The following is a 12,446-nucleotide window of genomic DNA, read 5'->3' as shown; positions in this document are numbered from 1 at the left end:
GGGCGGCGGGGTCCGCGCGGGTGTCCGGGGCACCACGGGCGCCTTGGCCGACACCCGGTCGCGGGAGGGGTCGAGCGACGGACTGACGGTCGGCCAGGGCGACCGCGAGCCCGGCGACGCCGGGGCTGACGGCGACGCCTGCGGTGGGCCGGCTCTTCTGCGGTTCTGCGACGCGGATGTCGCCGAGCCCGCCGAAGACGCCGACGCCGCCGAAGCGGTCGACGGTGACGCCGGCGACGGCGCTGACGTGTTCCGCTGCCGTGCGGCCGAGCGTTCCATGGCCGCCCGGCGCGCCGCCCGTTCGGTCTGTGCTTCCTTCTCCCGCAGTTCCGCGCCGAGGGCGGCCAGCAGCCTCGCGTAGGTCTCCGCCTTGCGCCCGCGCGGAGTCGTACGGCCGGCCTCCCAGGAACGGATCGTCGCCCGTGACACCCCCACCGCCGTCGCGACCTGCTTCTCGGTCATCGACTTCGACTCCCGCAGTCGGCGGCGCTCCTTGGGGGGAGGCAGCGGCGGGACGCTGGAGGAGCCGTCCGCGGTGCTCTGCGTGGTGTTCTGCGTCATGAGGGACTCCCCGCAGCACGGGTCTGGGGCGAAAAGCACATAAGACTATATTGGGCGACACGTCGAACATCCGCCTGTTGCATGGATCAAGCGTGTGTCGTGGGCAGCATGGCGATGTGACCCAATTGACCGATCGCAGCGCGCCGTTGTCCTCGGCCTCGGCGGTGGAGCGCGGCAGGGCGGCCGCCCTGACCGTTTCGTTCCTCCGTGGAGCCATCGCCGCGGGCGTCGGGCTCGGCGTGTTCGCCGTGCTGGTGCTGGCGATGTGGATCATTTCCCCGTACCCCGACAGCGGTGCCGGTGGCGCCCTGCGGGCCGCGGCGGCGCTGTGGCTGCTGGCCCACGGCACCGATCTGCTGCGCACGGACACCCTCTCCGGCGATCCCGCGCCGCTCGGGGTGACCCCGCTGCTTCTGATGCTGCTGCCGCTCTGGCTGGTCCACCGGGCGTCCAGGGACGCCCTCGAACCGGACGAGGAGCGGCCCCCGTTGACCGTGCCGAGTGTCGTGGCCACGCTGACCGGCGGCTATCTGCTGGTCGGCGCGGCGGCGGTCCTCCTTGTCGCGGGCGCCACGCTGAGCGCGCGCCCGGTGTGCGCGGCGCTGACCCTGCCCGTGATGACGGTCGTCGCCGCGGCGGCCGGGGCATGGCGGGCGCGTGGCCGTCCGCGCGGTCCCCTGCCGGCCTGGCTGCCGGCAGCGGTACGGGGCGGACTCGGCCGGATCGTCGCAGCGCCCGGGGTACGGCGCGGGACGGCTCTCGCGCTGCGGGCCGGCGCCGGGTCGCTCCTGGTGCTGCTGGGCGGCGGTGCGCTGCTGGTGGGGATCTGGCTCGCATGGCACGGGGCGGGGGCGTACGGCTCGTTCCTGCGGCTCGCCGTGGACTGGCCGGGGCGGTGCGCGCTGCTGCTGATGGGACTGGCGCTGGTGCCGAACGCCGCGGTGTGGGGCGCCGCGTACGGGCTGGGGCCGGGCTTCGCTCTGGGTACGGGCGTGACGGTCACCCCGCTTGGGGCGACGGGCGGTGGCGGTGACGCGTCGTCGGCCTTCGCGCCGTTCGCCGTGGCGCCCGGCGGGGCGGGGCCGGGGCTGAACTGGGCCGTGGCGGTGGTGCCGATGGCGGCGGCGGTGGCGCTGGCCTGGTTCACCGTACGGGTGGCCGCGCCGCCGTACACCACGAAGGAGGAGGCCTGGGGAGCGCGGGCGACAGCGCTGACAGCGACGCTCGGCGGGGTGGTGTGCGGGGTGCTGACGGCGGTGCTGGCGGCGGTGTCGGGCGGGCCGATGGGCACCGGGAAACTGACGGTCCTGGGGCCGGTGTGGTGGCTGACGGGCGCGGCGGCGCTGGTGTGGACGGTGGGTCTTGGCGTACCGGCGGCGCTGCTGCTACGGGCCCGGCGGCTGCGGGAGAGGGCCGCACGGGAGGCGGAGGAAGAGGCCGCGGAACCCGCCGAGGTGGCGGAGGCGCGGCAGAGTTTCTGGCGGCGGCCGGCGCTGCGGCTCGGAGCGGGGGCCGTATCGGCGTCGTCGGGGGAGACGGCGGGCGGCCTGGACCTGCTGGTCGCCGACACCGAAGCGGCCCGGCGTGAGAGGGAGGGGGAGGCGGATGCCGGTGAACCGTCGTTCGAGCCCTATGACTTCCTGCCCGACAAGGCCTGGCACGAGCGCGGCGCGCGGCAGACCCGATGGGCGGCGGTCAAGCAGGCGTCGGGCAGGCTGACCGCCGACTTCCCTGACACCGGAAAGCCGTCGGGGCCGACCCCCGTGAAAAAGAGGAGCGGCCCCGGCGGTTCGGACACGGACTCCGGCACGGTTCCGGGCGGCGGTTCGGGCGCCGTTTCCTGACGGCGTCAGCCCCTGTTCATTCCTTTGTTCACTCCTTGACGCCGAAGACCGGGACGAGCGAGCGCGGCAGTTCGTCGTTGCAGGAGAGCTGGCCCGTCTTGGTCAGGGCGTCGTTGAGGCAGGTGTAGTAGTCGCGGTAGACGAGCTGCACGGTGAAGGTCGCCGCCACGATCGCCAGCGCGATCCCGGCCGTCACCAGCCCGCTGACCGCCGCCGTGGTCTGCTGCCTGCTCGACGCGGACGACGCGGACGGGAAGGGCGCCCCGGCCGTGTGACCCGGGGCCGGGGCGGGCTGTGCCGCCGAACCGGCCGTCGTAGTGGGCGTGCCGGCCGTGTTGTTACGGGAAGCCGCACCGGCGAGCGCGGGATTCTGCCGGCCGTCGCGGCCGTCGCGGGACGATGCGTCGGCCGGCTTGTTCCGCAGGGAGCTGGCGCCCCAGTACAGCGCCAGCGAGCCGAGCAGCAGCGCGATCTCGGGGAAGTCGAAGAGCGCGAAGAAGAAGGCCCACATGCCGCCGAGCAGCGCGTAGCGGGCGCGGCGCTGGATCGGGTCCGTGGGGTCCCAGCGCAGTCCGCCGCCACGGCCGCTCTCGGGTCCGTCCTGGCCGCCGTCCCGGCCGTTCTGCCCGTCCCGGCCTCCGGGGCGGCTGCCGAAGCCGTCGGGGGAGCGGCCCGGCTGACGGCTGCTCCACTGGCTTCCCCAGCCGCTCCGGTCGGAGCCGGACCCGCCGTCGCCCGGTCCGCCTTCGGGGCGGCGGGGGCGCCACGGCTGGTCGGGCCTGCCCTCGGGCGGCGGCGCGAAGGGGTTGTCGTCGGAGGAGCCGGCCGAGCCGGAGGACCCGCCTGATCCCGTCGTACCCGAGCCCGAGTCCGTACCGGCACCGGCGCCCGTACCGGAAGCCGTACCCGTACCCGCACCTGTGCCGGAACCGGAGCCTCCGGCGGGGCCGCCGGCCGGGGCCCGGTCCTGCTCGGAGTCCGCGGATCCGGAAGCGCCCGGGGACCCCGACGGCCCAGGGGTCCCTGACGGTCCGGTGGAAGAGGACTGGCGTTCCCGCGGCAGCAGCACCGGCCCGGCGGGCGGCGGGAGGTGGAGTGCCGTGCGGCGGCGTCGGTCCTGCATCTGGTGAACGTCTTCCCCTCAGACCCGTGGATTGCGGGGGTCTTGTCGCGAATGGCCCGCCCCGGAGACGGAAACCCTGTCCCCAGACGCTACCTCCCGGCTACGCCCCCGTCCCGTGGGGGCCGCTCGGTGTGCCGGTATCGTTGCTGACGGTCGGCTCCTTCGTAGAGTTCCCCGTAAGGGCGAATGTGATTCGTTCGTAGGACCCCACAAAGCCCCGCGGCCTTGTCACAGCGCCGACCACACAGCCGACCATCTGACGCCGCACGACCCCGCGAGGCTGTGCTCGCTTCCAGAAAGGCGCCCGCCGTGGCCTCCCCGCCCCCCGCCTCCGCACCTCAGCCCGCCGCCTCCCCGCCGTTCGTCTTCCGGCCCGCCGCGCCGGGCCCGGCGCGGATCGTGGTCCTGGTCTCCGGATCCGGTACGAACCTTCAGGCCCTGCTCGACGCCATCGGCGACGACCCGGCGGCCTTCGGGGCGCGGATCGTCGCGGTCGGCGCGGACCGCGGCGGCATCGCGGGTCTGGAGCGCGCCGAGCGGGCCGGGCTGCCCACCTTCGTCCGCAGGGTGAAGGACTACGGTTCGCGCGACGAGTGGGACCTGGCGCTGGCCGAGGCGACCGCCGCGTACGCACCGGATCTGGTGGTCTCGGCCGGCTTCATGAAGATCGTGGGGAAGGAGTTCCTGGCGCGCTTCGGCGGCCGGGTCGTCAACACGCATCCCGCCCTGCTCCCCAGTTTTCCCGGTGCCCATGGCGTACGTGACGCGCTTGCGTACGGCGCGAAGGTCACCGGCTGCACCGTCCACTTCGTCGACGACGGTGTCGACACCGGCCCGATCATCGCGCAGGGCGTGGTCGAGGTGCGGGACGAGGACGTGGAAGACGCTCTCCATGAGCGCATCAAGGAAATCGAGCGACGCCTGCTCGTCGAGGTCGTGGGGCGTCTGGCCCGGCACGGCTACCGCATTGAGGGACGAAAGGTAACCATCCAGTGACCGCCGAAGGTACGAATCGGCCGACGCACGAGCCCACGACCGACGACCGCGCTCAGCAGACGGCTCCGGCGGCCTCCGGGGCCCGCCCCCTCCGCAGGGCGCTGATCAGCGTCTACGACAAGACGGGCCTGGAAGAGCTGGCCCGCGGGCTGCACGAGGCGGGCGTCGCGCTCGTCTCGACCGGCTCCACCGCGGCGAGGATCGCCGCCGCCGGGGTGCCGGTCACCAAGGTCGAGGAGCTGACCGGCTTCCCCGAGTGCCTGGACGGCCGGGTGAAGACGCTGCACCCGCGTGTGCACGCCGGGATCCTCGCCGACCTCCGGCTCGACGCGCACCGCGCACAGCTCGCCGAGCTGGACATCGAGCCGTTCGACCTGGTCGTCGTGAACCTCTATCCGTTCCGCGAGACCGTCGCCTCGGGCGCCACCGCCGACGAGTGCGTCGAGCAGATCGACATCGGCGGGCCCTCGATGGTCCGCGCCGCCGCCAAGAACCACCCGTCGGTGGCGGTCGTCACCAGCCCCGAGCGGTACGCGGACGTCCTCGGCGCCGTACGGACCGGCGGCTTCGACCTGAACACCCGCAGGCGGCTCGCGGCGGAGGCCTTCCAGCACACCGCCGCGTACGACGTGGCCGTGGCGTCCTGGTTCGCGGACGACTACGCAGCCGCCGACGACTCGGGCTTCCCGGACTTCCTGGGCGCCACGTACACCCGGAAGAACGTGCTCCGCTACGGCGAGAACCCGCACCAGCCCGCCGCGCTCTACACCAGCGGCGAAGGCGGCCTGGCCGAGGCCGAGCAGCTCCACGGCAAGGAGATGTCGTACAACAACTACACGGACACGGACGCCGCGCGCCGTGCCGCGTACGACCACGCCGAGCCCTGTGTCGCGATCATCAAGCACGCCAATCCGTGCGGGATCGCGGTCGGCGCTGATGTGGCGGAGGCGCACCGCAAGGCGCACGCGTGCGACCCGCTGTCCGCGTTCGGCGGCGTGATCGCGGTCAACCGGCCGGTGTCGGCCGCGATGGCCGAGCAGGTCGCGGAGATCTTCACCGAGGTGATCGTCGCGCCGGAGTACGAGGACGGCGCGGTCGAGGTGCTCGCCCGCAAGAAGAACATCCGGGTGCTGCGGTGCCCCGCGGCCCCGGCCGGGTCGGTCGAGGTCAAGCCCGTCGACGGCGGGGCGCTGCTCCAGGTCACCGACCGGCTCCAGGCCGACGGCGACGACCCCGCGAACTGGACCCTCGCGAGCGGCGAGCCGCTGTCCGCCGCCGAGCTGGCGGAGCTGGCCTTCGCCTGGCGGGCGTGCCGCGCGGTCAAGTCCAACGCGATCCTGCTCGCCAAGGGCGGTGCCTCGGTGGGCGTCGGCATGGGCCAGGTCAACCGTGTCGACTCCGCGAAGCTCGCGGTGGAGCGCGCGGGGGAGGAGCGCGCGCGGGGAGCGTACGCGGCGTCCGACGCGTTCTTCCCGTTCCCCGACGGGCTGGAGATCCTGCTGGAGGCGGGCGTCAAGGCGGTGGTGCAGCCGGGCGGTTCGGTCCGTGACGAGCAGGTCGTCGAGGCGGCGCGCAAGGCGGGCGCGACGATGTACTTCACGGGGACGCGGCACTTCTTCCACTGATTCCGACGGCCAGGATTCCGACGGCCAGGATTCCGGCTGCACCGGTTGCGGCTGCACCGGTTCCGGCGACCGCCGGTTCCGCCGGCCACTGGCTCCACTGACGCCGAAGGCCGTGACACCCGCTCCAGGAGAGCGGAGGTCACGGCCTTCGGCCATGCGGACCGGCAGCCGGTCCGTAGCGGTGCTGTCAGTGGCGGTGCCGTCAGTAGCGGGGCCGCTGGAACCAGGCCGCGCCGTCCGACTTCGCGACGAACACGATGATCAGGATGCCCAGCGCGATGGTGACGATGCCCAGCGGCAGCGAGAGGATCCCGCCCAGCGTGGCGAACGAGCCGTAGACGATCGCGCAGACGCGGGTGGCGTTGCCGCCCGTCTTCATCTTCAGCGCCAGCAGGATCGAGAGCGCGGCGAAGATCAGCGTCAGCACGGCGATGAACGCGACGATGCCCTTGCCGAAGTCGGCGAAGGTCTCGGCCTCGGCGCTGGTGGCGCCGGCGTTGCTGACCGCGTCGTCGATGGCGCCCATCGCCGCGAAGGTCAGCAGTCCGCTGATGATCTGGAAGGCGGAGATGACCCACAGCATCACCCGGGCCGCCTTGACACCGCCCGGCATCTCCATCTGGCCGCCGGGCGCGCCCGGGTAGCCGTACGGCTGGACCGGCGGGGCCTGCGGATAGCCGTAACCGGGCTGCTGGCCCGGCTGGCCCTGGGGATATCCATAGCCTGGCTGACCGGGCTGCTGCCCCTGCTGGCCGTAGGGGTTGTTGGGATCGCCGAAGCTCATGGCGGGGTTCCTCCGTTGGTGACGCTGGGGACGTACGGCCCGAGTAGGAGGAACTTCGCAAGACTGAGCGGACTGCCCCCCGACGCCGGCCGCGTACTGCGCGGCCATCGTGTTATCAACGTTCTATTTTGTCCAGTCACTTTGCGTGGGCGTTGTGCAAGTGCAACCTCCTGTCCGGCTTGCGCGCCTGTGACGGGGGCCACCGGGCGGACTCGAATTGGTACCGGAGCCGGGTCATCCGCGAGGATGGAGTCATGACCGCCCAGATTCTCGATGGCAAGGCCACCGCAGCCGCGATCAAGTCCGATCTGACCGCCCGCGTGGCGGCCCTCAAGGAGCGGGGTATCACGCCCGGCCTGGGGACCCTGCTGGTCGGCGACGATCCGGGCAGCCGGTGGTACGTGAACGGAAAGCACCGCGACTGCGCGCAGGTCGGCATCGCCTCGATCCAGCGCGAACTCCCGGACACGGCCTCCCAGGAGGAGATCGAGTCGGTGGTCGCGGAACTGAACGCCAACCCCGAGTGCACCGGTTACATCGTGCAACTGCCCCTGCCCAAGGGCATCGACACCAACCGGGTCCTGGAGCTGATGGACCCGGCCAAGGACGCGGACGGGCTGCACCCGATGAGCCTGGGGCGGCTGGTCCTGAACGAGACGGGCCCGCTGCCCTGCACTCCGTACGGCATCATCCAGCTCCTGCGGCACCACGGTGTCGGGATCGCGGGCGCGCATGTGGTGGTCGTGGGGCGCGGTATCACCGTCGGCCGGTCGATCCCGCTGCTGCTGACCCGTAAGTCGGAGAACGCGACGGTGACGCAGTGCCACACCGGCACCCGCGATCTGTCGGCGCAGCTCCGGCAGGCGGACATCATCGTGGCGGCGGCTGGGGTGCCGCACATCATCAAGCCTGAGGACGTGAAGCCGGGCGCGGCGGTGCTGGACGTGGGCGTGAGCCGTGACGAGAACGGCAAGATCGTCGGGGATGTGCACCCCGGGGTCGCGGAGGTCGCCGGCTGGATCTCGCCCAACCCGGGCGGTGTAGGGCCGATGACCCGGGCACAGCTCCTGGTCAATGTGGTCGAGGCGGCGGAACGCGCCGCCGCCGACGCGGGCTGAACCGTACGGTGACGCGGAAGGGAGCGGCCATGGGTACGGGTACGGGCAGGAGTACGGGCGACGCGGCCCGGCCGAAGCGCGGGGCGCGGGAGCGTACGGTCGAGGAGCCGGGCGGTCGCGCCGACGGCTCGCCGGAGCCGGCGGAGGCTGTGCCGAGCGGGGCCGCGCCGGGCGAGGCCGCCGGGGCGGCTGCTGCGGCCGTGAAGGCGCCGGACGCGGGCGAGACGGTCGTGCCGGTGGCGGCGCCGGTCGGCGCGTACACGGACTCGGACGCGGGCTCGGGCTCCGTGAAGGGCGGCGGCGATGCCGTGACCGACACCGTCACCGATGAGCCCGCGCAGGAAGAGGCCCCGGCGGCGGTGGCGACGGAAGCTGTGGGCGACGGAGCTCCTGTGGCGGTCACGACGGAAGCCGCGCAGGACGAGGCTTCTGTCGCGGTTGGGACGGAAGCCGCGCGCGACCAGGCTCCCGTGGCGGTCGGGACGGAAGCTGTGCGCGACGAGGCTCCGGTCACGGTTGGGACGGAAGCTGTGCGCGACGGGGCTCCTATCGCTGTAGGGACGGAAACCGCACACGACCAGGCTCCTGTCGCGGTCGCGACAGAAGCCCCGCACGACGAAGCCCCCGTCGCGGTCGCGACGACCGCCGCGCTCAACGACGCTCAGGGGCAGGAGCACGACAAGGCGCCCGCCGCCACGGCAGTGGCCGCGCCTGCCGACCCCGCCGAGATCAGCCCGCGCTTCTCGGCCGTCACCCGCGACACCGCGCGCCCCGAGGGCGGTGGCCGGGCCGCCCCGGGCGACGCCTCCGCGCCCGCCCGTCAGTGGCCGCTGCTCAGCGTGCTCGGCACGATCGGCCTCGGGCTGCTGATCGTCGGGCTGCACCCGTTCGCCGAGGCGTTCCGGATCGGCACGATCCTCATCGGCCTCGCCCTGATCGGCGGCGCGCTGCTCCGCCGTGTGATGCCCTCCGTCGGCATGCTCGCCGTACGCTCGCGCTTCACCGACATGGCCACGTACGGCCTGCTGGGCATCGCGATCGTGATGCTCTCGCTCATGACGCAGCCCAAGCCCTGGCTGGAGATCCCGTTCCTGGAGGACGTGGTCCACTCCACCGTCCCCTAGACCCGTTCCCCAGCTCCACCGTCCCGCACCACGCAGGGCACCGGCGATGGCCCGTACTCTCCCCCGAGGAGTACGGGCCATCACGGCCTGCCCCCGTCCGGCCGACTGCTGTGTGCTCGCCCGTTGGACGAAGGCGGCGCGGGGTGGACCGCGCCGCCCGGTGTGCACCACAGACTGTTCCGCGTCAGATCGGCCGGCCGCCAGGGATGCCTGCCGATCCGGGCGGTTGTGGGACGCGTACGGCGCGGACCTGCGGGGACGGTGCGTCCCGTGGGACGGCGTGGGACGGCGGGCCCTACCGCGAGGCCGGTCGCCGTGCCACGCGGCCTGTCCTGAAGGCGGCGGATCGCGGTTCGGCCCCGGAACTCTGTGTTCAGCGGTCGCCGTCCCGGGGAGAACCGGGCTGAAGTGTTGGAGCGACCCATAGCGCATGAGGTGGACATGCCGCGTTGGAAAGAGCTTCCGTCGGGACTTCCGGAAAGGGAACGGCAACTTCTCGTCCAGTTGAGGCGGTTGAAGGACCGTTCCGGCTTCGGCCTGGCAGCCCTGTCGGTGAAGACGAGCTACAGCCGCTCCTCCTGGGAGCGGTATCTCAACGGCAAACAGCCGGTGCCCCGAGGGGCGGTGGAGGAGCTGGCGCGGGTGTGCGGCGCGGATCCGACGCCGCTGCTCGTACTGCATGAGCTGGTCCATGAGGCGGTTACGGAACGGCCGCCGACGGACCGGTCCGCAGAGGCGTTGCCGGCCGAAGCCTTACCGGCGGAGGTACCTGCTGAGGCGTTACCGGCTGAGGGCCTCTCGGCGCCCCCGCCGCCCGTTGACGAACCGGCGCCCGCGTCCTCGCCCGTGCCACCCCGGCGGCTCGTCCCGCTGCGGTACGCGCTCGCCGGGGCCGTCCTCGCCGTGGCCGCGGGCTTCGGCGGAGGCACGCTGCTGGCCCCGGACGGGCCGGACACGGCGGCTCAGGCCGTACAGACGTATGGCCCCGGCCGTACGTACGACTGCGCCGCCCAGCGCAAGGACGGCCTCGCCCACGCCGGGCACAGTCTCACCACCGACGCCCTGATCGACATCAACGGCAATGGGCGCGATGTCGTCGAGGCGCAGTGCCTGCTGCGGCGGCACGGCTTCGACCCGGGGGCGGTCGACGGGCTGTACGGTCCGGCCAGCAAGGAGGCCGTACGGAAGTTCCAGGCGGCGCGCCGGCTGGTCGAGGACGGCATCGTCGGTCCCGACACCTGGGCGGAGTTACGGCGGTGAGCGCGGCCGGCGCGCCGTCGTCGGGGGCCGCGGAGGGGGAGCGGCTGGCGGCGGACCTGCGGGTGCTGCGGCAGCGTACGGGGCTGAGCCTGGTGGCGCTGGCCGAGCGCACGCCGTACAGCAAGTCCTCCTGGCAGCGCTATCTCAACGGCACGCAACCACTGCCGAGACAGGCGGTCGAGGCGCTCTGCGCACTGGCGGACGAGCCCGCCGGACGGCTGCTGATGCTCTGGGAACTGGCCGACGCGAGCTGGAGCGGCCGGGCCGAGACGGCGGTCGCGGCGGGGGCCGCCCACGGCGCGGGTGTGGGTACGGGCGCGAGTACGGGTACGGGTTCGCTGCCGCAGGCCGGGGCGGCCGTGTCCGTACGGCTCCCCGCCGCCGACCCCGTACAACAGCCGCCCCCGGCAAGGCCGTTCTTCCGTGGACGCCGCTTCGGTCTGGCACTCGGCGCCGCCGCCGTGGTGGTCCTCGCGTCGGTACTCGCCGGAGCCGGGCTGTCCGGGGACGGCAGCGGGGACGAACGGCGGCACGACGCCGCGGACGCGACCTGGATCCAGGCCTCGCCCAGGACGCCGGGGTGCACGGGCGCGGCCTGCGAGGGCCGGATCCCCTCGGTCATGGGCTGCGGCGCCCACGGCATGGTTACCACCGTCAACTCCCTGACCACGGCGGGCGGTCAGCGGCTGGAGCTGCGGTACGGGAAGCACTGCCGCGCGATCTGGGCACGGGCGAGCCGGCTGCGTCCCGGGGACCTGGTCGTCCTGACCGTACCCGGCGCGAAAACGGCCCGGTTGACCGCGACACAGCAGGACGTCGGGCGGTATGTGTCGACTCCGATGACCGGCGCGGGTCTGCTGGCGGACGCGCGGGTGTGTCTGCGGCCGGGCGACGGCGGAAGCGAGGAGTGCTTCGGGAAGCGGTGAACGGCGTCCGTCCTCTCCCCCGAGGGAGGACGGGCGCCGCCCACGCACATCAGGCTCATGGACGCGGTGAACGGGTTCAAGGGTTGCCTGTTGCCTGATGCACGGAGGTAACCATTCCGGCATGGTGTGATCGGTGCGCAACGGATGCGAGACTTGAAGCACCGTTCGGCAGTGGGGGCGTGCGGGGGGAGCGCGATACTGCGTCCAATGCCTCTGTGCGCCGCCGGACCAGGAACTGGCATCCTGGGCCCGCGCATCCCTCTGGATAGCCCGGCGGGCCGGGGGACAGCGGCACGGGGCGGGCACAGTCAGGCACGTGCGGGGGGACAAGGGGAAGGCGAATGCCTCGTTGGAAGGCGCTACCGGAGGAACTCGATCCGGAAGTCGCGGAGTTCGCGAGCCAGCTCCGCAGGCTCGTGGACCGCAGCGGTCTGAGCATCGCGGCGGTGGCCGACCGCACGGGCTACAGCAGAACGTCCTGGGAGCGCTATCTGAACGGCCGCCTGCTGGCTCCCAAGGGCGCGATCGTCGCGCTGGCGGACGTCACGGGCACGAACCCGACGCACCTGACGACGATGTGGGAACTGGCCGAACGCGCGTGGAGCCGCGCGGAGATGCGCCACGACATGACCATGGAAGCGATACGCATCGCGCAGGCGCGGGAGGCGCTGGCCGCGACGGGGGAGACTCCGGCGGTGGGCGAGCCCGGCGGACGCGGCGCGGGAAGCGGCGCGCCCGGACGGCCGGACGGCACTGGCGGCGGTGCCGGTGGTACGGGCGGCCCAGGTGGCGTCGGTGCGCCCGCGCGGACCGGAGGCCCGGGGCGATCCGGCAGGCCGGGTGACCCGAGCGGGCCCGGAGGACCCAGCGGATCGTGGCGGGCCAGGGAACAGGGTGACTCCGGGTGGGCCGGTGGCCCGGGCAGGTCCGCGGTTCCTGACGGTTACGCAGGACCCGGCCGGCCCGGTGCTCCTGGCGGGCCCGGGGGCTGGGCCGCTCGCACCAACGGCCCCGTCGGCGGGTCCGCGGGATACGGGGGGCCTCGTGGTGACGGGGCGACCATGGACCTCGGCCGGGGGCAGGGC

At 73.2% G+C, this 12,446-nt stretch carries 11 protein-coding genes; 8 read left to right on the top strand and 3 right to left on the bottom strand.

What is annotated here, in order from left to right; translation table 11 throughout:
* Positions 1-561 (bottom strand): helix-turn-helix transcriptional regulator (locus tag WH07_RS40510; RefSeq protein WP_198533901.1); only part of this gene is annotated, 561 nt, incomplete at its 3' end.
* A 116-nt stretch (positions 562-677) separates the two neighbouring features.
* Between WH07_RS40510 and WH07_RS27000 the strand changes: the two genes are divergently transcribed.
* Positions 678-2,405, top strand: coding sequence for a cell division protein PerM (locus tag WH07_RS27000; RefSeq protein WP_157877439.1), 1,728 nt, complete (start codon positions 678-680; stop codon positions 2,403-2,405).
* A 28-nt stretch (positions 2,406-2,433) separates the two neighbouring features.
* On the opposite strand, the gene WH07_RS26995 is transcribed toward WH07_RS27000, so the two are convergent.
* Entirely contained in the window at positions 2,434-3,528 is a 1,095-nt protein-coding gene (locus tag WH07_RS26995) for a hypothetical protein (RefSeq protein ID WP_079023587.1), read from the bottom strand.
* Between the two features lie 396 nt (positions 3,529-3,924).
* On the opposite strand from WH07_RS26995, the gene purN reads away from it, so the two are divergent.
* Complete coding sequence (gene purN, locus WH07_RS26990; protein WP_046505347.1) at positions 3,925-4,524, top strand: phosphoribosylglycinamide formyltransferase; 600 nt, start codon at positions 3,925-3,927, stop codon at positions 4,522-4,524.
* A complete protein-coding gene (gene purH / locus WH07_RS26985) occupies positions 4,521-6,149 on the top strand; it encodes a bifunctional phosphoribosylaminoimidazolecarboxamide formyltransferase/IMP cyclohydrolase (protein WP_079023585.1) in 1,629 nt (542 codons plus the stop codon). Before purN ends, purH begins: the two co-directional genes overlap by 4 nt.
* Positions 6,150-6,351: 202 nt before the next feature.
* Here purH and WH07_RS26980 read toward each other — a convergent pair whose 3' ends face one another.
* The gene (locus WH07_RS26980; RefSeq protein WP_046505329.1) at positions 6,352-6,933 is read right to left on the bottom strand and encodes a hypothetical protein; all 582 of its coding nucleotides are present in this window, start codon (positions 6,931-6,933) and stop codon (positions 6,352-6,354) included.
* Positions 6,934-7,187: 254 nt separating this feature from the next.
* Here WH07_RS26980 and WH07_RS26975 point away from each other — a divergent pair, with 254 nt between their 5' ends.
* The 5 genes from WH07_RS26975 to WH07_RS41390 form a co-directional block, all read left to right on the top strand.
* A complete protein-coding gene (locus WH07_RS26975) occupies positions 7,188-8,051 on the top strand; it encodes a bifunctional methylenetetrahydrofolate dehydrogenase/methenyltetrahydrofolate cyclohydrolase (protein WP_046505326.1) in 864 nt (287 codons plus the stop codon).
* 392 nt (positions 8,052-8,443) lie between these two features.
* Positions 8,444-9,175, top strand: a complete 732-nt coding sequence (locus WH07_RS42245; RefSeq protein ID WP_408645944.1) for a DUF3017 domain-containing protein — start codon at positions 8,444-8,446, stop codon at positions 9,173-9,175.
* A gap of 513 nt (positions 9,176-9,688) precedes the next feature.
* Positions 9,689-10,435: a peptidoglycan-binding protein gene (locus WH07_RS26965; protein WP_232789074.1), complete on the top strand. Its 747-nt coding sequence runs from the start codon at positions 9,689-9,691 to the stop codon at positions 10,433-10,435.
* On the top strand, positions 10,432-11,361 hold the full coding sequence (locus WH07_RS26960; RefSeq protein ID WP_046505321.1) for a helix-turn-helix domain-containing protein: 930 nt from the start codon (positions 10,432-10,434) through the stop codon (positions 11,359-11,361). The genes WH07_RS26965 and WH07_RS26960 overlap by 4 nt, the downstream gene beginning before the upstream one ends.
* 341 nt (positions 11,362-11,702) lie before the next feature.
* On the top strand, positions 11,703-12,446 hold a 744-nt coding region (locus tag WH07_RS41390), incomplete at its 3' end, for a helix-turn-helix domain-containing protein (protein WP_232789073.1).

Origin of the sequence: Streptomyces odonnellii, assembly GCF_000981895.1 — a bacterium.
Classification (GTDB): Bacteria; Actinomycetota; Actinomycetes; order Streptomycetales; family Streptomycetaceae; genus Streptomyces; species Streptomyces odonnellii.
This window is presented reverse-complemented; position numbering and strand designations above follow the sequence as displayed.

Coding starts and splice junctions, on each gene's coding strand:
- WH07_RS26980 (WP_046505329.1), bottom strand. CDS start 6,933: ATGAGCTTCGGCGATCCCAACAACCCCTACGGCCAGCAGGGGCAGCAG.
- WH07_RS26995 (WP_079023587.1), bottom strand. CDS start 3,528: ATGCAGGACCGACGCCGCCGCACGGCACTCCACCTCCCGCCGCCCGCC.
- WH07_RS26975 (WP_046505326.1), top strand. CDS start 7,188: ATGACCGCCCAGATTCTCGATGGCAAGGCCACCGCAGCCGCGATCAAG.